This is a genomic window from Pseudomonas auratipiscis (assembly GCF_036324085.1).
Classification (GTDB): domain Bacteria; phylum Pseudomonadota; class Gammaproteobacteria; order Pseudomonadales; family Pseudomonadaceae; genus Aquipseudomonas; species Aquipseudomonas auratipiscis.
This window is the reverse complement of record NZ_JAZDCU010000003.1, coordinates 312322-334906: the sequence shown is the minus strand read 5'-3', so window position 1 is coordinate 334906 and position 22585 is coordinate 312322. Positions and strand designations below refer to the sequence as shown.

Annotated in this window: 18 protein-coding genes; 8 read left to right on the top strand and 10 right to left on the bottom strand. The window is 59.4% G+C overall.

All coding sequences use genetic code 11. The features are described from left to right. Positions 1–264 precede the first annotated feature (264 nt). Positions 265–1341 (top strand): 4-hydroxyphenylpyruvate dioxygenase, encoded by a 1077-nt coding sequence (gene hppD / locus V0R60_RS06320; protein ID WP_136475726.1) that lies wholly within the window; start codon positions 265–267, stop codon positions 1339–1341. A 52-nt stretch (positions 1342–1393) separates the two neighbouring features. Here the strand turns inward: hppD and V0R60_RS06315 are convergent, their stop codons facing one another. After that, complete coding sequence (locus V0R60_RS06315; RefSeq protein ID WP_136475727.1) at positions 1394–2200, bottom strand: CSS-motif domain-containing protein; 807 nt, start codon at positions 2198–2200, stop codon at positions 1394–1396. Positions 2201–2309: 109 nt separating this feature from the next. Further along, positions 2310–3014 (bottom strand): type 1 glutamine amidotransferase domain-containing protein, encoded by a 705-nt coding sequence (locus V0R60_RS06310; RefSeq protein WP_136475728.1) that lies wholly within the window; start codon positions 3012–3014, stop codon positions 2310–2312. A gap of 148 nt (positions 3015–3162) precedes the next feature. Here V0R60_RS06310 and V0R60_RS06305 point away from each other — a divergent pair, with 148 nt between their 5' ends. Continuing rightward, entirely contained in the window at positions 3163–3621 is a 459-nt protein-coding gene (locus tag V0R60_RS06305) for a nucleoside deaminase (protein ID WP_136475729.1), read from the top strand. Positions 3622–3649: 28 nt separating this feature from the next. Here the strand turns inward: V0R60_RS06305 and V0R60_RS06300 are convergent, their stop codons facing one another. The 8 genes from V0R60_RS06300 to V0R60_RS06265 all read right to left on the bottom strand — a co-directional run bounded on the left by V0R60_RS06300 (position 3650) and on the right by V0R60_RS06265 (position 14419). Beyond that, positions 3650–4609 (bottom strand): lysylphosphatidylglycerol synthase domain-containing protein, encoded by a 960-nt coding sequence (locus V0R60_RS06300; protein ID WP_330078946.1) that lies wholly within the window; start codon positions 4607–4609, stop codon positions 3650–3652. Then, a complete protein-coding gene (gene clsB, locus V0R60_RS06295) occupies positions 4606–5817 on the bottom strand; it encodes a cardiolipin synthase ClsB (protein ID WP_330078947.1) in 1212 nt (403 codons plus the stop codon). The genes V0R60_RS06300 and clsB overlap by 4 nt, the downstream gene beginning before the upstream one ends. Next, the gene (locus V0R60_RS06290) at positions 5814–6569 is read right to left on the bottom strand and encodes an endonuclease/exonuclease/phosphatase family protein (RefSeq protein WP_330079114.1); all 756 of its coding nucleotides are present in this window, start codon (positions 6567–6569) and stop codon (positions 5814–5816) included. The genes clsB and V0R60_RS06290 overlap by 4 nt, the downstream gene beginning before the upstream one ends. A 188-nt stretch (positions 6570–6757) precedes the next feature. After that, positions 6758–7813 (bottom strand): tetratricopeptide repeat protein, encoded by a 1056-nt coding sequence (locus V0R60_RS06285; protein ID WP_330078948.1) that lies wholly within the window; start codon positions 7811–7813, stop codon positions 6758–6760. Positions 7814–8109: 296 nt separating this feature from the next. After that, positions 8110–9534 (bottom strand): TolC family protein, encoded by a 1425-nt coding sequence (locus V0R60_RS06280; RefSeq protein ID WP_330078949.1) that lies wholly within the window; start codon positions 9532–9534, stop codon positions 8110–8112. Next, positions 9531–12710: an efflux RND transporter permease subunit gene (locus V0R60_RS06275; RefSeq protein ID WP_330078950.1), complete on the bottom strand. Its 3180-nt coding sequence runs from the start codon at positions 12708–12710 to the stop codon at positions 9531–9533. Before V0R60_RS06275 ends, V0R60_RS06280 begins: the two co-directional genes overlap by 4 nt. A 12-nt stretch (positions 12711–12722) precedes the next feature. After that, the gene (gene mexE / locus V0R60_RS06270; RefSeq protein WP_330078951.1) at positions 12723–13964 is read right to left on the bottom strand and encodes a multidrug efflux RND transporter periplasmic adaptor subunit MexE; all 1242 of its coding nucleotides are present in this window, start codon (positions 13962–13964) and stop codon (positions 12723–12725) included. A 173-nt stretch (positions 13965–14137) separates the two neighbouring features. Continuing rightward, positions 14138–14419, bottom strand: a complete 282-nt coding sequence (locus V0R60_RS06265; RefSeq protein WP_330078952.1) for a hypothetical protein — start codon at positions 14417–14419, stop codon at positions 14138–14140. 167 nt (positions 14420–14586) lie between these two features. Between V0R60_RS06265 and V0R60_RS06260 the strand changes: the two genes are divergently transcribed. The 6 genes from V0R60_RS06260 (at position 14587) to V0R60_RS06235 (ending at position 22576) form a co-directional block, all read left to right on the top strand. Further along, entirely contained in the window at positions 14587–15096 is a 510-nt protein-coding gene (locus V0R60_RS06260) for an RNA polymerase sigma factor (protein WP_178084183.1), read from the top strand. Then, positions 15093–15935, top strand: coding sequence for a FecR family protein (locus tag V0R60_RS06255; RefSeq protein WP_136475737.1), 843 nt, complete (start codon positions 15093–15095; stop codon positions 15933–15935). The genes V0R60_RS06260 and V0R60_RS06255 overlap by 4 nt, the downstream gene beginning before the upstream one ends. A gap of 89 nt (positions 15936–16024) precedes the next feature. Beyond that, positions 16025–18448 carry a TonB-dependent siderophore receptor gene (locus V0R60_RS06250; RefSeq protein ID WP_330078953.1) on the top strand — a complete coding sequence of 808 codons (2424 nt, stop codon included), beginning with the start codon at positions 16025–16027 and terminating at the stop codon, positions 18446–18448. A gap of 242 nt (positions 18449–18690) precedes the next feature. Then, the gene (locus tag V0R60_RS06245; RefSeq protein ID WP_330078954.1) at positions 18691–19371 is read left to right on the top strand and encodes a (2Fe-2S)-binding protein; all 681 of its coding nucleotides are present in this window, start codon (positions 18691–18693) and stop codon (positions 19369–19371) included. Beyond that, positions 19371–20366 (top strand): FAD binding domain-containing protein, encoded by a 996-nt coding sequence (locus V0R60_RS06240; protein ID WP_330078955.1) that lies wholly within the window; start codon positions 19371–19373, stop codon positions 20364–20366. Before V0R60_RS06245 ends, V0R60_RS06240 begins: the two co-directional genes overlap by 1 nt. Then, complete coding sequence (locus V0R60_RS06235) at positions 20366–22576, top strand: xanthine dehydrogenase family protein molybdopterin-binding subunit (protein ID WP_330078956.1); 2211 nt, start codon at positions 20366–20368, stop codon at positions 22574–22576. The genes V0R60_RS06240 and V0R60_RS06235 overlap by 1 nt, the downstream gene beginning before the upstream one ends. Positions 22577–22585 lie beyond the last annotated feature (9 nt).

The following is a 22585-nucleotide window of genomic DNA, read 5'->3' as shown; positions in this document are numbered from 1 at the left end:
CGTGTGTCTGGATGTTTAAGTTAAAGTGCGACAAATTTGATTACGCACTGTAGAATTGCCTTACGCATACAATAATAAGATTTCTCATCATCGAGGAATCAGCCCGCCGAGAATGGGTCCATATGAAGTGTCATGGGTTCAAGCTGATTTATGGTGACTACCTCGCACGCAGTGTGAGGGGTGTCTCCTGCGCGCCGCCATCATCGCTCCACATCGATAGCAAGCAATCACCGTTTTTAGCGCTTTGATGATGAGGTAATGAGCATGGCCGACATTTTTGAAAACCCGATGGGCCTGATGGGCTTCGAGTTCATTGAGTTCGCATCGCCGGCACCGGGTGTGCTGGAGCCGATTTTCCAGATCATGGGTTTCACCAAGGTGGCAAGCCACCGCTCCAAGGATGTACACCTGTACCGTCAGGGCGACATCAATCTTATCCTGAACAACGAACCGAAAAGCATCGCGTCCTACTTCGCTGCCGAGCACGGTCCTTCCGTTTGCGGTATGGCGTTCCGTGTCCGCAATGCCCACGAAGCCTACGCCCGCGCCCTGGAGCTGGGGGCTCAGCCGGTGGAAATCGAAACCGGTCCGATGGAGCTTCGTTTGCCTGCAATCAAGGGTATCGGTGGCGCGCCGCTGTACCTGATCGACCGATTTGAAGAAGGCAGCTCGATTTATGACATCGACTTCAACTTCATCGAAGGTGTCGACCGCCATCCGGTAGGCGCTGGCCTGAAGATCATCGACCACCTGACCCACAACGTTTATCGCGGCCGCATGGCCTATTGGGCGGCGTTCTACGAGAAGCTGTTCAATTTCCGTGAAATTCGTTACTTCGACATCAAGGGCGAGTACACCGGTCTGACCTCCAAGGCCATGACCGCGCCAGATGGCATGATCCGCATTCCCTTGAACGAGGAATCGTCCAAGGGGGCCGGCCAGATCGAGGAGTTCCTGATGCAGTTCAATGGCGAGGGCATTCAGCATGTGGCCTTCCTGACCGACGATCTGCTGCAGAGCTGGGATGCGCTGAAAAAGCTGGGCATGCGCTTCATGACTGCTCCGCCGCAAACCTACTACGAAATGCTCGAAGGGCGTTTGCCAGGTCACGGCGAGCCGGTGGACCAATTGCAGGCGCGGGGAATTCTGCTCGATGGTTCTTCACAACCTGACGACAAACGTCTGCTGTTGCAGATTTTCTCCGAAACCTTGATGGGCCCGGTGTTTTTCGAGTTCATCCAGCGCAAGGGCGATGACGGCTTCGGTGAAGGCAACTTCAAGGCATTGTTCGAGTCCATCGAGCGCGACCAGGTGCGTCGTGGTGTGCTGAACGCCGAGTAATCCGCTGCAAGTAAAAAAGGCCATTGAGCAGGTGTTCAATGGCCTTTTTGCGTTAACGGGCATGCTTTTGTGTCTGACGACCTTTTGCTCTTCTGTATAGGCCCCAGTACCCAGCCGCGGAGGTCATGATGCCTACCAGCAACAGCGAAGGGAAGGTTGAATTCATTGCCTGGCGCATCGCCCGCCAGGTCTGACCTTCGGGGTAACCGGCGTGCACGGTATAGCCAAATTGTTCTGAGGTGAGCTTCAAGCTGTTCTGCGCTTGGTTGGGTACGCGGCTGGCGTCCCCATGGCCTGTCGCCCAAATGTACTGGGTACCGAATTGCAGACTCAGGACCACTGCGTTCTGGAATCCGAGCAACTCCGCCTGCAGGACTCGCAAGTCGGCCACCGCAACCACTGCATAAGGGCTGGTCTGCTTGCGGTAGCGCAGGATGGCCGAATTTGGGGTTGCCCGGTTGCCAGCGGCCACACGAAGACGCTCGTTGACATCGCTGCCCTCGTCAATCATGTAGTCGGTGGAGCCATACAGGGTACTGCAAAAAACCCGATGGTCCTTTTCCAGAGCCATCGAACGGACATTGGGTTGTTTGATCACTTCTTTGCGTAGCTCGGGCAAAATGTCGTCGCACGGGTTACCGGTGAACTTCAATGCTTGAGTACTGGATTCATGCAGGGTTTCGATCACTCTATCGATGGCGTAGATCGCTTCGTTTGCCGTGACGGCAATGGTTTCTTCCTGCTTACGGTCGACTTGCAAGGCTAGTACTAGCAGGCCGCAAGCGACTGGCGCCAATCCGATCAGAAGGGTGACCAGAAACTCGATCAGGCTACGCCCTGCGTTTGAGTATGGAACCATGGTGGGTTGCCTCTATGCTGAACCGAAGCCCAGCATAGAGAAATGCCCCAGACGCGCCTGTAGGGTTGCATTGTTGGCATCTGTAGTCCTATTCAGCTTGAGACTTGAGTCAAGCGCGCTTGTGTCCTGCCAGCGCCTTCACGACCAAATCTGCTACCGCGCTGCCGGAAGCGGGGTTTTGCCCGGTGATCAAACGGCCTTCTTTCTGGTCGGCGATGGCAAATGCTTTCCAGGGATCCTCGCTCTTGCGGTAGAGACCACCGCGGGCGCCCAATTCGTTCTCGGTGAGGTAGGGCACCACTTTGTCCAGCTCCGCCAGTTGTTCCTCCACATTGGAAAAGCCGGTCACTTCACGATCCTTGACCAGAAGTGTGTTGTCGCTCAGCTTTATATTGAGCAGGCCTACGGCACCATGGCAGACCGAGGAAACCACGCCGCCTGCTTCAAAAATGTGGCGTGCCAGTTCCTGCAGTCCGGTATTGTCCGGGAAGTCCCAGATCACACCGTGGCCGCCAGCGTAGTAGATCGCGGCATAGTCCTGGGCTTTGACCTGGCCGGGGCTCAAGGTAGTGCCCAGGCGGTTCATGAAGGCTTTGTCGTTGTACCACTGCCAATCGATGTCCGCAGCCATTGCCAAACTGTGCGGGTCGATCGGTACATAGCCGCCGGTAGGACTGATGTAATCGACCTTGAAACCGGCTTTTTCGACCTTTTCTACAAAGTGAACCGCCTCACCCAGCCAAAGCCCGGTGGCCCGCTTGAGTGTCGGGTATTTGGCTGTGTTAGTCAGGACCACCAGGATTTTCTTACTCATCTTCAGGCTCCCTTCACAGGTTCGACCCGGTCCGTCCGGATCGCCAAGGAAAACCCCTACAGCATAGTTGGGGTTGGCCGGGATGCCATTGCGCACGTGTGCTAGTCTTGCGACAACCACTGATTTTGACATTGGAGTCAATAAACTCATGAGCACCCCATCGGTCCACCCGGATGAATTCATGCAGGCTGCCATTGATGAGGCCAGAAAGGGCCTGGATGAAGGAGGTATTCCCATCGGTTCAGTGCTGGTGCACGAGGGCAAGGTTATTGGACGGGGGCACAATCGGCGGGTGCAATCGGGTAGCGCTATTTTGCATGGCGAGATGGACGCGCTGGAAAACGCCGGCCGACAACCGGCAAAGGTGTATGCGCAATCGACGCTCTACACCACTTTGTCGCCCTGCGCGATGTGCAGTGGTGCGATCCTGTTGTACGGGATCAAGCGCGTGATTGTCGGTGAAAACCAGACATTTCTTGGCGAAGAGGCGTTGCTGGCCTCTCGTGGCGTAACCTTGCAAGTACAACACAACCAGGCCTGTATCAGCATGATGAAAGACTTCATTGCCGCCCGGCCCGACCTTTGGAACGAAGACATCGGCCGCTGATCCGTCCCGACAACGGCGCTGGCGTTCGTTAGCCGGCGCTGCCTGATCTGGACTCGCTGGTTCGTTGACTGGCCAGGCGCTCAAGCAGTAAATAGACCAGGCCGGCAACCAGCAACGGCAGCAGAAAGTACACCACCCGGTAGCCGATCAAGGCCGCGAACAACGTACCTTTGCCGTAGGTTGCCTGCAGCAGGGTCAGGAATACCGTCTCCAGTACCCCCAGGCCTGCCGGAATATGGGTGATGACGCCTGCGATACTGCTGATCATCAACACCGCCAGAATCGTCGGGTAACCGACCTTGTCGGGTAGCAGGCTGAACACGACCAGCGCCATCAGCGCCCAGTTGCTGGCGCCCATTACCAACTGCAGCGCTGCCATGGGCAAGCTTGGCAAGGTGATTCGGTGGTCACGAATACGAAAGGTCCGGCGGCGCGAAAAGCGACAGGCCGCCAGGTACGCCAGCGCCGCCAGCAGCAACAGCAGTCCGATCAGGCGCAGGCCAGTGCTGCCGATCTCGAACCCCGCCGGTAACCCTGGGAAGCCACAGAGGAACAATGTTCCTGCCAAAAAAAAGTAACCTAGCCAATTGGTCAGCAAGCCCAGACTGAGGATTCGAGTGATGGTCGCCACGGACAGTCCCAGGCGCGTGTAAAGCCGATACCGGAGGGCAATCGCACCGACCCATGCACTCAGGTTGAGGTTGAAGGCATAGCAGACAAACGCCAATGGCAGGACCTGGCGTGCGGGGAGGTCATGGCCGGTATAGCGCCGCCCGACCAGATCGTAACAGCTGAATAGGGCAAAGCTGCAGGCACTGATCAGCCCCGCCAGGGCCAAAGTCTGCCAGCGGTATGACGCAAGTGCATGGCGTACCTCCTGCCAATCCAGGTTCTTCAACAAGGTGTACAGCAGTACAGGCACGAGGATGAAGAAAGCCAGCGTGAGTAATTGCCGGGCTCGACGCCAATGGCTGGAGGACGTGGTCATATGGTCTTGCCTGTGGACGGATGGTCACGCAGCAGCGGCTGCAGGCGCGGAACATGGGCGGGAAGCCAGCCGACAATGGCCGGGAAGTGACGAATGAAGTGAAAGCTGAGAAATATCAGCGGCGCACGCCACCAGTAGCCGCGCAGCACGCGTTGCAGGTTCACAGACTTGCAGCGCTGGTCGCTCAGCTCTTGCAGGTGCTCGTGCAAGCGCTCGTTGAGTGCGGTGTCGTGGATCACCAGATTGGCTTCCAGATTCAATGACAGGCTCAAGGGATCCAGATTGCTTGAGCCCACGGTCGACCAGTGGCGGTCAACCAAGGCCACCTTGCCGTGCAGGGGGCGCTCGCAGTATTCGAAGATCTGCACACCGTCACGTAACAGATAGTTGTAGAGCAAGCGCGAACACAGGCGTACCAGCGGCATGTCCGGCATCCCCTGCAGTATCAAGGTCACTTGTACGCCACGGCGCGCGGCGTTGCGCAGGGTGCGCAGTAACCGATAGCCGGGGAAAAAATAGGCGTTGGCAATAATGATTCGCTCTTTGGCGCACTCCAGCGCCTTGAGGTAGTGCCGTTCAATGTCATTGGGGTGATCCTGGTTGTCTCGAATGCACAGGATCATGCTGGCCTGATCGCTGTCGGCCGCTAGCGGCAGTGCACGTTGCCACCAACGGCGGCTGCGTGGGTGTAGCCTGGCGGATTCGTCGAGGAGGGTGAGGGTCGAATTACGCAGATCGGAAACGATCGGCCCGCGCACCTGTACGGCATAATCCTGTTTGGCCATGGGGCCAAAGTCGTCGAGGTGATCGGCGCTGTAGTTGATGCCGCCGACAAAGCCAACTTCGCCATCGATCACCAGGATCTTGCGGTGTAATCGGCGAAATAGATTGGTACGCATCCCCAGGCGCTTGGGTCGGGGATCGAAAGCCTGCAAATGCACCCCGGCATCGCTCAAGGCTTTGAGGTAGTCGTAGCTCAGGTCTGCGGTGCCGTAGCCGTCGACCAGCATTTTTACCCGCACCCCGCGTTGAGCAGCGTCGATCAACAGTTGTTGCAACTGACGACCCACCTTGTCTTCGAAAATGATGAAGGTTTCCAGCAGGACCTCCTCGCGCGCCTGCTCGATGGCGGCGAAGACGCTGGGGAAATACGCCTCACCGTTGATCAACAGTTGAACCTGGTTGTCTTTGCGCCATTGGCCGTTCACCAGCGCACCTCCACAGCCAGGGGCAAGTGATCGGACAAATGCGTCCAGGGCTTGCGCGACATGACTTTAGGTTGATGGGCTCGGGCGTTGCGCAAGTAGATGCGATCAAGGCACAGCACTGGCCAGCGTGCGGGAAAGCTGCGCGCCGGTTTGCCGTTGGCCTCGGTGAACACCTCGTGCAGCCCACATCCGGCCAGTTGCGCATCCGCGCGGCAACGCCAGTCGTTGAAATCGCCCGCAACGATGACCGGGGCGTTGCTTGGCACGCTTTCGAGCAGCCGGCACAGCAGTTGTATCTGTTGCCGGCGTTGGCGTTCATCCAGACCCAGGTGCACACAAATGGCGTGCAGCTCTATAGCCTCTGGCAAGGCCAGGATCGAATGCAGCAAGCCCCGCTGTTCGCTGCCTTTGATGCTGATATCGAGATTTTCATGGCGAACAATGGGGTACTTAGAGAGCAGAGCATTGCCGTGCTCGCCATCGGGGTACACCGCGTTGCGGCCATACGCGAACACCGGCCAGAGCGAGTCGGCGAGAAACTCGTATTGCGGCACCTCTGACCAATTCGGGTGGCGTCGGCCGTGATGGCGATGGCTACCGAGTACCTCTTGGAGAAACACCAGGTCAGCATCTTCGCTGCGCACTGCTTCGCGCAGTTCGGGCAGCACATAATGGCGATTGAGCGGGCTGAAACCCTTGTGGGCGTTGACGGTTAAAATCCGCACATGATCCACTGCAGGTGCCTTGGCCAGGTGATCTGCCGTGCGTTCCGGGTGCTCTGTACCATTGCCTTGTCGAGCGTGCGACGAATCGACCACGTGGAGTCTCCATTGATAGAAGCACGCAGTTTGCGCCGGGGGCGGTCACTGCCAGTGCACTATCACTGGACCACGGTGCGCAGGAGGGGGTTCAACTGTAATGCCCAATGGTCAGGTTTCGGCTACAAACCTTGTTGCACCAGAGGGTCGTCGGGGTTGAGCTGTTCAAGCTGGGCCAGGAGCACCTGTACATTTTGCATTTGCCCGGTCTCTTTCCAGTACTCGATCAGCAGCACCCTGGCTTTGCGATTGGCAGGGTCCCGAGACAGCAACGCTTCGAGCTGTTTCTGCGCCGGTTCTACTTGCTCCAGCTGGTGCAGGCTGGTGGCCAGCGTATAGCGATAGGCGTTATTGTCCGGATCAAGCTCCAGAGCTCGGGCAAAGGCCAGCAAGGCATATTCGTCCTGGCCGTGGCGCAGTAGCCATTTGCCCAGTTCATGTTGCAGGAAGGCCGAGTCGGGTCGCTGTTGCAGCGCCGTTGCCAGGACCTGACGCGAGGCATCGGTTCGACCCTGGCGTTCCAGCAACTGCACCTGCACGGCCAAGGCCTCAAGGTTTTCCGGGTCAAGTTTCAGCGTTTGCTCCAACGTTGATGCGGCTTCCTTGAAGCTGTTCTCGTGTAGATAGAGCCTGGCCAAGTGCAACTGAGCGGCCGGGTCGTCAGTCTGTTGCGCAAGCACTTGTTGGTACTGCTCGAGCGCATGCTGCAAGGGGCCGAAGTACAGACCTATGTCATCCGGACCAAGGCCCAACAGCGCATCGACGACGGCAAAGCGCACGCGTTGCTCTTCATCGTCGAGCAAAGGGCCTAATACCAGGCTGCGCTGAGCGTCGGGCAACATTTCGCCGATACTCGCAATAGCGGCGCGGCGTACCAGCGGATCGTCGTGCTGCAGGTCGCGAGTGGCCAGTTTCAGTGCCAACGGCGAAGGATAATTGGGCAGTTCCTGGTACAAGCCTGCGCGGCGAATGGCTGATAGATCGGTGCGCGCCAACTGCTGGTACAGCACCCGCGCCGCGCCCGGCTGGCCGTTGTGAGCCATGGCCAGGGATTTGGCATAGGAATGCTTGAGGGCCGGCGCTGGCGCCGGGCTGTTATCGCGCCAAAAGTACCCGCCAAGACCGAGGATGACAATCAGGGTCAGGCTGATAAGGGTGTATTGACGCTGCTTCGACATGGGTGAATCCGCAACACGCGACTGGCAAAGGCGTCAGCTTGGGTGAGTGAGCGGCTGACGTCAAATCGCAGACCACCGTCAGCAGGCCTTGCATAACTCCGTAGGCGGCGGCCTTGCTTGCGATCGGTCGCAATCCCAGCTTCATGTACTGTTCATGGCGCTCATAAAAAAGGTTCTTCACGCAATCCCGGAGATTACAACCCTCCGGGATTGCGTGAAGAACCATAAAAAAGCCCCGCGAGCGGCAGCAAGCGGGGCAAAAGGCCGGTCAGAAACCAACCAAAGGAGAGGTTGAATCAGTTGATCGCAGCGACGTTCTCGGTCTGCCAGCCGCCACCCAGGGCTTTGTAGATGGCAACGATGCCCCGGTACAGGTCGACTTCACCCTGGGCCTGGGCGTCTTCAGCGCTCAGGCGTTCACGTTCGGCATCGAGCAGGACCAGATAGTCCACGGTGCCTTCGCGGTAACGAATCGAGGCGAGGTCGGCAGCCTTGCGACTGGCTTCGCTCTGGCGTAGCAGGGCGAGCAGGCGTTGTTGGCGCTTGCTGTAGTCGCTGAAGGCGTTTTCCGATTCCTCCAGTGCCAGCAGCACCTGCTGCTCATAATTGGCCAGTGCCCCTTCAGCATCGGCATTAGCGCCGCGCAGACGTGCGCGCACGCTGCCCAGGTCGAACGCCGCCCAGGTGATGCTCGGCCCCAGGGCCCAGGCTTGCGCTGCCGAAGACCCCAATTGCGAGCCACGTGCTGCAGTAAAGCCTAGAAACCCGCTGAGGCTGACCCGTGGGAACAGGTCGGCGGTGGCCACACCAATGTTGGCCGTCGCTGCAGCCAACTGCCGTTCAGCGCTGCGGATATCCGGGCGACGTTTGAGCAGTTCACCTGGATCGCCGACCGGTAAGGCCTTGGCGATTGCTGGCAGTTGGGCCGGTGACAGGTCGATTGCCAACGCTTCAGGGCGCTGCCCGAGCAAGGTGGCAATGCGGTTGCGTGCGCGTACTTGCTCTGCCTGCAACTGCGGAACGCTGGCCTCGACCTCTGCCAGCCGCGCATCGGCACGGACCACATCCAGGTCGTTGCCGACCCCGGCATCGCGCAGTGTTTCAGTAATGCCGCGCGAGTCCTGTTGGGTCTTGAGGTTGGCCAGGGCGATTTTCTCGCGCAACTGCGCACCACGCAGTTGGCCGTAAGCATCGACCAGCTCGGCAATCAGGCTCACTTGCAACTGTTGCAGATCGGCTTGGGCGGCGTCCTGCTGTGCCTCACTGGCTTCCAGTTGGCGCTGGATGCGGCCAAACAGATCCAGCTCCCAGGCCATGTCCAGGCCCAGGTCGTAGCGTTCACTGTTGACCCGGTCGTCGCTCTGCCCTGGGATCTGCCCTTTGCCCAGGTCGCTGCTGGCGCGGCTGGTCACTGTCGGCAGGGTGTCATTGCTGACATCGTCACGAATTGCGCGCGCGGCCTTGAGGCGAGCGAACGCGATACGCAACTCTCGGTTGCCTTGCAGCGACTGGCTGACCAACTGGTTGAGTACCGGGTCGTCGAACTGCTTCCACCAGACACTTTCGAACCGGCTGGGGTCGAATGCGCCTTTGGCACCGGGTGCATTGGCGGCGCTCAGTTGCGCTGTTGCGGTGTCTGGCGCCTGGTAGTCAGGGCCGACGGCACAGGCGGCCAGGGCCAGCACCAGTAAGCTGGGCATCCATAGTTTCAAGGTGTTCATGCATGGCTCTCCAGCTTTAGCGCATGGGCGGCTTTGCGAGCCTGGCTGCGTTCGACGTAACGGCGGATCAGAACAAAGAACACTGGCGTCAGCAGCAACCCGAAGAAGGTCACACCGATCATTCCGGAGAACACCGCCACACCCATGGCATGGCGCATTTCCGCCCCGGCACCAGAGGAGAACACCAGCGGTACCACCCCCATGATGAAGGCAATCGAGGTCATCAGGATTGGCCGCAGACGCAGGCGGCAAGCTTCCAGCACCGCGGCCAATGGGTCGAGACCTTCAGCCTGTTTGTCCTTGGCAAACTCGACAATCAGGATGGCGTTCTTGCATGCCAGCCCCACCAGTACAATCAAGCCGATCTGGGTGAAGATGTTGTTGTCGCCACCGGAAAGAATCACCCCGGTAATCGCCGACAGCAGGGTCATCGGAACAATCAGGATCACCGCCAGTGGCAGGCTCCAGCTTTCGTATTGGGCCGCCAGTACCAGGAAGGCCAGCAAAACGCAGAGCGGGAAGACGAACAGCGCGGTGTTACCGGAAAGAATCTGCTGGTAGGTCAGCTCGGTCCATTCGTAGGTCATGCCGTTGGGCAACTCTTCCTTGAGCAGTTTTTCGATGGCCTTTTCCGCTTGGCCGGAGCTGTAGCCAGGCGCTGCGCCCCCGTTGATTTCGGCGGTAATGAAGCCGTTGTAGTGCATGACACGATCTGGTCCGGAGGTGTCGCTGACCTTGATAAAGGTCGCCAGCGGAATCATTTCGCCCTGGTTGTTGCGTACCTTCAACTGACCGATCTGCTCGGCTTCCAGGCGGAACTGCTGCTCAGCCTGAACGTTGACCTGGTAGGTGCGACCAAAGCGGTTGAAGTCGTTGGCATACAGCGAACCCAGGTAGATCTGCAGCGTATCGAAAATATCGCTGATGGCTACACCGTGGGTCTTGGCCTTTTCACGGTCGATGGCTGCGTCGACCTGGGGTACGTTGACCTGGTAGCTGGTGAACAGTCCCGCCAATTCCGGCACGTTGTGGCTCTTGGCGATAACATTCTGGACCTCCTTGTACAGCGCTTCATAGCCAAGGTTGCCACGGTCTTCGACCTGCAGGCGGAAACCGCCGATGGTGCCCAGCCCCTGTACCGGCGGCGGTGGGAAAATCGCAATGTAGGCATCTTCGATATCGGCAAATTGCGCATTCAGTGAAGCAGCAATGGCGGCGGCCGACTGGCTAGGGTCCTTGCGCTCATCAAATGGCTTGAGCGGAGTGAAGACGATGCCGCTGTTCGGGCTGTTGGTAAAACCGTTGATCGACAGGCCCGGGAACGCCACCGAGTCGGCAACGCCAGGTTGTTTAAGGGCAATCTCGCTCATTTTCTTGATCACAGCTTCGGTACGATCGAGGCTGGCCGCGTCCGGCAGTTGTGCGAAGGCCACCAGGTACTGCTTGTCCTGCGCCGGTACAAAGCCGGTTGGAGTAGAGGAGAAGCCCAACCAGGTCATGACAATCAGACCACCGTAGACGAACAGGGCAATACCGCTGCTGCGGATAACCCGGCCGACGGCACCGACGTAGCTATGGCTGGCACGGTCGAAGAAACGGTTGAACGGGTTGAACAGCCAACCACCCAGCAAACGCTCAAGCACCCGCGAGAAACGGTCCTTGGGTGCATGATGCTCTTGGAGCAATACCGCTGCCAACGCAGGCGACAGGGTCAGGGAGTTGAACGCCGAGATGACGGTGGAGATGGCAATGGTCAGTGCAAATTGCTTATAGAACTGACCGGTAAGGCCCGAGATAAAGGCGGCAGGCACGAACACCGCGCACAGTACCAACGCCGTGGCGATAATTGGCCCGGTCACTTCACCCATGGCCTTTTGCGTAGCCTCCAGGGGTTTTAGGCCCAGGCCGATATTACGCTCGACGTTTTCCACCACCACGATGGCGTCATCGACCACGATGCCAATTGCCAACACCAGCCCGAACAGCGACAGGGCGTTGAGCGAGAAGCCGAACAGGTGCATGACTGCAAAGGTACCGATCAACGAAACCGGCACTGCCACCAGCGGAATGATCGAGGCGCGCCAGGTTTGCAGGAACAGAATCACCACCAGCACGACCAGCACCAGGGCTTCGAACAGGGTATGCACCACCGCTTCGATAGAGCCGCGTACGAACACAGTAGGGTCGTAGACGATGCTGTAGTCCATGCCCTCAGGGAAGTCTTTCTTCAGTTCGGCCATTTTCGACCGCACTTCATCGGAGATATCGATAGCGTTGGAGCCCGGGCGCTGGAAGATCGGGATGGCTACCGCCGGTTTGTTATTGAGCAATGAACGCAGTGCATATTGGCTTGAGCCCAGCTCGACGCGAGCGATGTCCTTGAGACGGGTGATTTCACCATCGGCACCGGAGCGGATGATGATGTTCTCGAACTCTTCTTCGTTGACCAGTCGGCCCTGAGTGTTGACCGAGAGCTGGAAGCTGGTGCTGCCAGGCGCAGGCGGCGCGCCGAGTTGGCCAGCGGCCACCTGACGGTTCTGCTCGCGAATCGCAGCAACCACGTCGCTGGCAGTCAGGTTGCGCGAAGCGGTCTTGTTCGGGTCCAGCCACACCCGCAGGGAATAGTCGCCCATACCGAACAGTTGCACGTCACCGACACCGCCCAAGCGCGCCAGTTCGTCCTTGATATTAAGGATGGCGTAGTTGGACAGGTAAAGCATGTCGTAGCGGTTGTCCGGCGAAGTCAGGTGCACAACCATGGTCAGGTCGGGCGATGCCTTGTCGACGGTAATGCCGATGCGGGTCACTTCCTCGGGCAGCTTGGGCTGGGTGCGGGTGACACGGTTCTGGACCTGAACCTGGGCATTGTCCAGATCGGTGCCCAGGGCAAACGTAATGGTCAGGGTCAGCTTGCCATCGGCGGTGGATTGCGAGGACATGTACAACATGTTCTCTACTCCGGTGATCGCCTGCTCCAAGGGCGCAGCAACGGTGTCACCGATTACTTTTGGGTTGGCACCGGGGAAATTGGCGCGCACCACCACGGTCGGTGGAACCACTTCGGGGTATTCGCTGATCGGCAGTTGGAACAGCGAGATGCTGCCGGCAATCAGGATCAACAGCGACAGCACCGCGGCGAAAATCGGCCGGGTAATGAAAAACTTGGAAAAATTCATCGGACCGATTCCTTAACCGCGCGGTGCCGAGGCACTGACGATTTTTACAGTGGCAGGGGCGGCAGACTTGCCTGGGACGCTAGCTTGAAGAGCCTGGCGTTGCTGGGCGAGGGCGGCCATGGTCGCCTCGCTGGCCATCGGTGTGTCCTGAGGATTGACCTCTGAGCCAGGACGCACGCGTTGCAGGCCCTTGACCACAATGCGGTCTTCCTTGCTCAAGCCACTGCGCACGATTCGCAGGCCTTCGAGCTTGGGCCCCAATTCAACGGCGCGATAGGCGGCCTTGTTGTCCTTGTCCATGACCAGTACGAATTTTTTGCCAAGGTCGGTGCCTACGGCTTCGTCATTGATTAACACCGCCGAGTAGGTCGCGCTGCCGACCAGTTTCAGACGCGCATACAAGCCTGGGGTGAATTGCCCATCGGCGTTGTCGAATACGGCACGACCGCGAATGGTGCCAGTCTTGGGGTTAACCTGGTTGTCGACGAAGTTCATCTGCCCCAGGTGCGGGTTGCCTTGCTCGTTGGAAAGGCCCAGGTACACCGGCGTGCTCTGGCCGCGCTGACCGTCTCGGGCCAACTGGGTGTACTTGAGGTACACGCGCTCGTCGGCATCGAAGTAGGCATAGACCTTGTCGGTGGAAACCACGCTAGTCAGTGGTGTCACATCGGCGCTGACGATGTTGCCCGCGGTGAACTGCGCGCGACTGACCTGGCCGCTGATTGGCGCGGTCACGCGGGTAAAACTCAGGTTCAGGCGGGCCAGGTCCAGTTGCGCCTGGATGGCTGCAACCCCAGCACGGGCTTCGGCGGCGGCGCTGGTGCGTGATTCAGCCAGCTCTGCCGAAATCGCATTGCTGCTGCGCAGGCGCTCACCGCGGCGCGCTTCGTTGTCACTGCGCGCCGCGGTGGCGCGGGCTTGCTGCAACTGAGCTTCAAGGCGACGGACTTCGGCCTGAAATGGCCGCGGGTCGATCTGGAACAGCAAGTCGCCTTTCTTGACCTGGGCACCTTCGGTAAACGCCACTCGATCGATCTGACCGGAGACGCGCGGGCGCACCTCTACTGTTTCGGGCGCTTCCAGGCGTCCGGTGAACTCGTCCCACTCATTGATGGGTTGTTCCAATACCTTGGCCACGCTGACCTTGGCCGCAGCCGGTGCCTGAACGGCTTCCGGGGTACGGCTGCAGGCACTCATCACCAATACTGCAAGTAGAGCCAAGGGGTAACGCAAAGGTTTGAGTGACTGTTCCATGGTGTGTCCGCCAATTTATTAAGAATGGGCGGATTCTGCGATTTGTAACTATTAACAACGAATCGAACGGGACGAAGATAACTATCACTGGGAATGATAGGTACGGGTAAGCCCGAGGCATTGCGACACCCCAACAGAGGCTCTGGCGCGTACCTCGCGCCTGGGGTATTGCGCTATTTGCAGTCGGCCAGCACGACTTTGCAGGTGTCAGGCGTACCGCCGGAGCGCCCGGCGTAGCGCATGCAGTTGTGCAAGGATTTTTGCCGCGCTATCTGCAGCGTCGACCCCCAGGCCAGGCCGCCTTCACCCACCGTCGGCAGGGCTTTTGCGTGACAGGCCGAGCCTGCGTTCGAGGCCAGGTAGCGTGGCTGGGCTGTTTTACTGGAGCAACCAGACGCCAGCGCCAGGCTCAAGGCGAGGAGGGAAAGCAGGGTTACTGAAGCGCTTCTGCACATTGATGTATCGCTCAAATTACGTCTGGGGCGCCTGCGGGCTTGCTCCAGTGTAGTTGCTTAACAACCAACAGGGGAGGCCTGCATTCGGGCCTGGAAAGAGTGGAGTGGATTGCTGACAGGGAAAACACCGTGATATAAATGAGACTCACTATCAAATGGGCGCTGTCATGGCTTCGACCGAAAACGATCTGCTGCGGGCCTTGGCCCTGCACTATGACGATCTGGTCGAACATATTCGCCGTCGTTTTGCCAATCAGCACTTCGCCCGTGACGTTGTTCACGATGTCTGCTTGCAGATTCTGGAGAAGCCGCCCCTCACTGGGATAAAACTGCCCATCGCGTTTTTGCGCCGGGCCACGGTCAACCGAGCCATCGACCGGCGGCGCGCCGAAAGCACCCGCACGCTTTATGTGCAGAGCCAGATAGGCCTGGCCGAGCAGCATTGCGATAACGTCGACGGCGCCATGGCTCTGGAATTTGAACAACGGCTACGGGCATTGCTGGCCGTGGTTGAGTCGATGCCTGCACGTCAACGCCAGGTGTTTCTGTTGCATCGTATCCACGGTATGGCACAGTTAGACATCGCCCGTGAGCTGGAAATCTCATTGAATATGGTTGCCCAGCACTTCATGAAGGCCATGCGCACTCTTGAGCAACGCTGGCGACCGCAGCTATGACCCCTATGCATCAACGACGCGCGCAGAACCCGTCCGATCCCCTGGAACCCTATGCCGAAGCGCTGCGTGCCCTTGTGCCCAGCCGCGAGGCGCTGTTGGCCGAAGCCAAGGCACAGAGCGCGCGCCAGGCTAACCGTCGGCGCAAGGCTGCAGGCACAGCGTTGATAATGGCGCTGGTCGGATGGACCTGGTTGGCAGACCCAAGCCTGGGTTACCGGGAAGTGAAAGTTGCCAGCAGTGCCCGAGAAGTGCTGCAGCTGGAAGATGGTAGCGTGGTCGAACTGGATGCTGGCAGCGTTTTGCGGATCGAATACCGCTTGCGCAGTCGTCAGTTCGAGCTGCTCGAGGGTGAAGGACTGTTTAGCGTCGCGCACCAGAAGGCGCCGTTCATTGTGCGTAGCCACGGTGTCATCGTCCGCGATATTGGTACCGTATTCGATGTGCTCAGTGATACGCGCGGGGTGCGAGTAGCGGTGCTGGAAGGTGCGGTGCAAGTCAGCAATGGGCAGGCACGTCAGCACCTGGTCGCTCAGCAACAGTTGCGGGCTAGCCGCCAGGCGTTGGGGGCTGTCGAAACAAGCAATCCGGCGCAACTGCAAGCCTGGCGGCAAGACCTGTTTCATTTCGACGCCACGCCGTTGGATGCGGTTGTGGCGCAGGTGCAGCGCCATCGTGTAGCACCGATTCGGTTGACAGGCGCGGGTGCTCAGCAACATCGGCTCAGCGGCCAATACCCGGCAGGCAACGTCGAGCAGTTGATCGACAGCCTGGCGCAACTCGCACCGGTCATCGTGCATCGCGAAGCCGACGGTTCAGTGACGCTGGAGGTGCAGCGCTGAAAAATAATTTCAGCACCACATCAATATCGCTGCACGACAAACGCCATTCCCTATGAAACGCACCTCTTACTGGTTTCAATAGGGATCCCATGACGTTAACTTTCAATCCTTTGTACCGTCCGCTGCTGGTGGCGAGCGTCAGCCTTGTTGTCGCCGCACCGCTGCATGCCGAACAGGCGCAATACCGTTTCGACCTACCGGCGCAGGCACTGGACCAGTCGATTAGCGCGCTGGCCAGGCAGACGGGGGCGCGCATTCTGTTCAACACCGATGCCACCCATGCGGTCCAGGCACCGGCACTCAATCAACGCCTGAGCGTAGCGCAGGCACTGGGTTACCTGATCGCTAACAGCAGTCTGATCCTGAGTGTCACCGCCGACGGCCAATACCTGATTGCGCTGCCTGCCGAACCCAGCAATGGTGCGTTGGAGTTGGAAACCTCAAGCATCATCGGGCGCCAGCCGCTGGCCACCACCGAGGGCAGTCGCTCTTATACCTCAGGTGCCGTGACCCTGGGCAAAGGCGTACAGAAGCTCAAGGACATTCCGCAGTCGGTGACGGTCATGACCCGTAAGCAAATGGACGATCAGAACACCGAGACCATCGCCGATCTGGTCGCCCGCACCCCAGGTCTTACCCCAGCCAAGTCGCCTGGTTCGGGTTTGTTCATCTATTCCCGTGGCTTCAGCATCGACACCATCCAGTACGACGGCGTGCCGATTCCGCGCAACACCTACTCCTTGGGTAGCTACCTGACCGAAGACTTGAGTATCTACGACCGCGCCGAGATTCTCCGCGGCCCGGCAGCGTTGCTCCAGGGCGGTGACAGCCCAGGTGGGGCAATGAACCTGGTGCGCAAGCGCGGTCAGCAGAAGGCAACTGTCAGCCTCACCGGCAAGGCCGGTTCCTGGGACCGCTATGGCCTGCAATTGGATGCTGGCGGACCGCTGAATGAGAGCGGCACCCTGCGCGGCCGCACCGTAGTCAACCAGAGCGACAGCGGTTCGTTCGTCGACTATGTTCGCGGCTGGAACCAGACGGTGTACGGCGCTATCGACTACGACTTCAGCCCGGACCTGACCGTGGGCATCGGCATGACCAATCAAAAAGGGCACTCGCGACCGGCCATGCTCGGCATACCGCGCTTCGCCGACGGCGGTAACCCCGATTGGCCGCGTTCATCCTATGTGGGCGCCGACTGGAACCGGGCCAACAACGATCAGAACAGTGTGTTTCTCGACGCCAGCTATCGCCTTGATGACAACTGGCGGGTCAAGGCTGCCGGCGTATACATGAGCGAACACAATGGCGCGACCTACCAGGCGCTGTGGGATGCCTTGCCAACCAATGGCTCGACCAAGAACAACTACATCGACTGGAGCACCGACTTCACCACCCATAGCAAAGGCCTTGACCTGTACCTGGACGGCCAGTTCACCGGCTTTGGCTTTGAACAGACCTTCTTGCTCGGCGCCAACTACTCCCATATCGAAACCGACGACCGCTGGGCGCGTGCGCCCACTCCATTGGCGGATTCTTCCAATGTCGATCATCACCGTCCGATGCCCGACATCTACGAGTTGGCGCGTCGGGGTCTCGGTCAGCTCACGGCGTACGAGGTCGAGCAAAAGGGCTTGTACACGCGCTGGTCGGTCAACCTGACCGAGCCACTGAAACTGATCCTTGGGGGCCGCACCAGCTGGTTTGACTACACCTATTCCGGTGAAGGTTTCGACCATACCGGTTATAGCGAGTCGACTACCTCCACCAGCGGCAAGGTTTCGCCTTACGCAGGCCTTGTGTACGACCTCAATGATCAGTGGTCGGTCTACACCAGTTACACCGATGTATTCCAGCCGCAGACTGCACGTACTGCCTCAGGTTCGGTGGTCGAACCGGTCACAGGCAGCAACTACGAGTTGGGCTTGAAGGGCGAGTTGTACGACGGCGCGGTGAATACTTCGATCGCGCTGTTTCGCTACGATCAGGAAAACCGCGCCATGCTCGATCGCAACGGCGATATGGACTGTGACGGTTGGTATTGCTCGAAAGCCTCGGGCAAGGTACGCAGCCAGGGGCTGGAGGCGCAGATCAGCGGTGAAGTGCTCAATGGCCTGCAAATGATGGCAGGGTATGTCTACAACACCACCAAGTACCTTGAGGACGCCGACTACAAAGGCAAGGTGTTCAGCACCTGGACGCCCAAGCACCAACTGAAACTGTGGGGTGAGTACACCTTGCCGGGCGACTGGAACCGCACGTCGGTCGGCCTCGGTACAACCGCCGTTACCGGTACCACGTCGTATGACCATAAATTCGACCTGCCAGGTTACGCAGTGTGGGATGCGCGCATTGCCTACAGGATCAATGATGAAGTCAGCGTGGCGGCAAACCTGAACAACCTGTTCGACAAGAAGTACTACCTGCCGGCGTACAGCACCATTGACTACAACAACTACTATGGCGACCCCCGCAACGTGATGTTCAGCGTCAAATACACACCGGTGTTTTGACGTTGCGCCCAGCCGCTGAAGGACCAGCGGCCAGACACCCCCTTCCACGTCATCGCCAATCCGACTCGATCATTGCCAATCCGCCAGATGGATTGAACTCAAGTGCCCCGGTGCGAATCGCACAGTCAGTGGCCATCGCAGTGAAACAGACAAGTGCACTACGCTCACTAACGCAGCGCTTATCCCACAAGAGCGAATGCTGGGGTGCCTGGTGCCTGTTCGGATAATAAAGGTGAAACCTGATGACGCAGAGTAAGGGTGCAGACGAACACGAACCTTCAACAGACACCGGGCGACCCGACCTCGAGCCTTCACGGCGTAATTTCCTCAAGTTCGGCGTTTCGGGAATCGCCGCCGCTACCGTGGCGACCTGGATACCGGAGGGCATGGGTGCTGCTCCGTCAGCGCCAGAGGTGATCGAGGAGGCAGGCGCGCCCAAAGCGGGTGAGCAACGCCTTGAGCTCAACGTCAACAGACAGTTGCACACGCTCAATGTTCCGGCCAACGCCATACTGCTGGATGTCGTGCGTGACCGCCTGCAACTCACCGGCACCAAGAAGGGTTGTGACCATGGCCAGTGCGGCGCCTGTACCTTGTTGGTCAATGGCGTGGCGATAAATTCCTGCCTTTCAATTGCCCTGCAGCACGACGGCGATAGCATCACCACCATTGAGGGCCTGGCCCAGGGTGGCGCGTTGCACCCGGTTCAGCAAGCCTTCTGGGACCACGACGCGTACCAGTGCGGCTACTGCACCAGCGGTCAGATCATGAGTGCCGTGGCGCTGCTCAATGACCCCGGCATTGGCGCTGACGATGCCAGCGTCAAGGAAGCCATGAGCGGCAATATCTGCCGTTGCGGTGCCTACAAGAACATCCTCGCGGCCATTCAATCGGCACGCGGCAAGATGGGAGGGGTAGCCTGATGCGTACTTTCGACTACACCCGCGCGCAAACGCCTGCTCAGGCCATCAGCAGTCACGTCGCGCCAGGCCAGCCATGCTATTTGGCCGGGGGTACCACGTTGTTGGATCTGGTGAAGCTGGATGTCATGCAACCTGACCGACTGGTGGACATCAATCACCTCGCGCTCAAGCAAATACAACCCCTTGCCGACGGACGCCTGCGCATCGGCGCGCTGGTCAGCAACACCGAGCTGGCCAATCATGCGTTGATCCGCGAGCAGTATGCGGTGCTGTCCGAGGCGATTCTGGCGGGTGCTTCTACGCAATTGCGCAACAAGGCCACGACCGCCGGCAATCTCATGCAACGGGTGCGCTGCAACTACTTTCGCGATGGTGTTTCACCCTGCAACAAGCGCCAGCCAGGCTCGGGCTGTGCGGCCATCGATGGCCATAATCGCAGCGTCCATGCCGTGCTGGGTACCAGCGAGCACTGTATCGCGTGCCATCCTTCGGACATGTGCGTGGCCATCGCCGCCATTGGTGCGCAGGTAACGGTGCAGGGCCCGAACGGGATACGCGAGATAGCCTTTGCCGACTTCCACAAGCTGCCGGGGCAGACACCCTGGGAAGAGCACGCACTCCAGCCCCATGAACTAATCACCTATGTGACCCTGGATGCGCCCCTGGCGAATAGCCGCTCTGCCTACCTGAAACTGCGCGACCGGGATTCCTACCAATTTGCCCTGGCTTCGAGTGCAGTCATTGTGGTGATGGACGGTCAGCGCATTACCCAGGCGCGAATTGCCCTTGGCGGTGTGGGCACCAAGCCCTGGCGTGCCCCTGAAGCCGAGCGTGCCCTGGCCGGCAAGCAAGCCGGCCTCGAACTCTTCACTCAGGTAGGAGAGCTGGCCATGCAAGGCGCCCAGGCCTACCAACACAACGCGTTCAAGATTCCGTTGGGCCAGCAGGTGGTGACGCGCAATCTGCGCAATCTTGCCGCCAGGAGCACACGCTGATGAGTCAGTCCATAATTGGCACCCCCCACAAGCGTATCGACGGCGGTTTGAAGGTGACGGGCGCCGCGCGCTACGCGGCCGATCATCCGCTCGCAGACATGACTTATGCCTATGGTGTGTTCAGCACTGTCGCCAATGGCCGCATCGTCGCCATCGATGACACCCATGCACGGGCCATGCCGGGGGTGGTTGCTGTGCTGCACCACGGTAACTTTCCGAAGTTGCACCGCACCCCGAATGTGGCCATGAGCTTCAAGGATATTCTCAGTGCTGCCAAGGTCGATGAACGCCGCTTACCCTTTGAAGACGACGTGGTCTCTTATCCGGGGCAATTCGTGGCACTGGTCGTTGCGCAAACCTTCGAGCAAGCCCGTGCTGCCTCGTTTGAAGTCAAGGTCGAGTACGCGCAAAAGCCGGCGATCAGCAACCTTAGTGACGCACTGCGCCAGCACGGCGCGCGTGAAGGCGGGGGCGGGCACAGCCGAGGCGATCCGGATGCAGCCTGGCAAACGGCAGCCACGCAGCTGGATGAGACTTACACCACGCCGGTGGAAGTCCACAACCCGATGGAGATGCATGCCACCACGGCCTATTGGCGCGACGGCAAGCTGTATGTCTATGAGGGCACCCAAGGGGTGGTCAATCACCGCAACGTGCTGGCCAATGTCTTCGACCTGCCGCCAGATCGGGTCGAAGTGCATGCGCCCTTCATCGGTTCGGGTTTTGGCAGCAAATTGTGGCCCTGGCCGCACGCCATTGCCGCCTGCGGCGCCGCCAAGGTGGTGCAGCGGCCGGTGCAATTGGTGCTGCCCAGGGCGCAGATGTTTACCACCAGCGGGCATCGCCCGGAAACTTCGCAGCGCATTCGCCTTGCCACCGATAAAGACGGCAGGCTGGTGTCGATTCGGCATGAGTCGGTGAACAGCACATCGCCTACCGATGCCTATGTCGAAACCTGCGGCAGTGTCACCCGCAGTTTATATGCCTGTGCAAACGTATTGGTCAGTCACAAAAGCAGTCCACTCAATCGAGGTACACCGACATCCATGCGTGCCCCTGGCGCTGCGCCGGGCCTGTTTGCCCTGGAGTCGGCAATCGACGAGTTGGCGCTGTCGCGCGGCGCAGATCCGCTGGCGTTTCGCAAGCTCAACCTGGCCAGCCGCGACGAGAGCCTGAATTTGCCCTGGTCGAGCAACCATCTTGCCGAGGCAATCGATACCGCCGCCGAGCGATTTGGCTGGCATAAACGCAACGCCGATGTTGGCTCCATGCGCGACGGCGATGAGTTGATTGGCTATGGCATGGGTGCCTGCAATTGGGAGGCTTTTCAGGTACCCACCGATGCCCGTGTGATCATTCGTGCGGATGGCACTGTGCTTGCCCAGTGTGGGCAGCAGGACATCGGCACTGGCACCTATACGGTGGTCGCGCAGACGGTGGCACAGCTTACGGGCCTGCCGTTCGAGCGTATCGGCGTTGAGCTGGGCAGCTCGACGTTTCCGCCGGGCGCGTTGGCGGGCGGATCCTGGGCCACAGCCAGCATCTTGCCGGCCATCGCCGGTGCAACCCGGGCGGCATTGGCAACCTTGCGGCAGTACGCGGTCATGGACGGTGGGTTGCTCGCCGGCGCCAAGGCCGATGACCTGAAGGTAGAGAACGGCCAACTGGTCAACGGTAGCCAGCGGGTCGACTTTGCCGATGTGCTGGTCCATCAGCGTTTGGGCCGCGCCGAAGGCAGTTTCAAGAGCGGCGCAAAGGATGGCGACTTCTCCTATCGCTCGTTCGGTGTGCACTTTGTCGAGGTACGCTGGGATCCGGGTATTTCGCGCCTGCGTGTAGCGCGCGTGGTCAGCGCCATTGATGTTGGCAAAGTGGTCAACCCGTTGGCGGCGCGCAATCAGGTCGAAGGCGCGATCATCATGGGCCTGGGCATGGCGCTGTTCGAGGCAGGTGAAAATGATCCGCGCAGCGGCTTGCCGGTGAACAATAATTACGCGGAGTACGTGGTGCCGGTGCATGCCGACTTACCCGATATCGATGTCACCTTGCTGGATTATCCGGACTACAACCTCAGTGAGTTCGGGGCGCGTGGTATTGGTGAAATCGGCGTGACCGGCCTGGCTGCGGCGGTGGCAAACGCGGTTTACCACGCCACTGGAAAACGCATTCGCAACTTGCCGATCACCAAGGAAAAGCTGATGACGCTTTGAGCGGCGGGA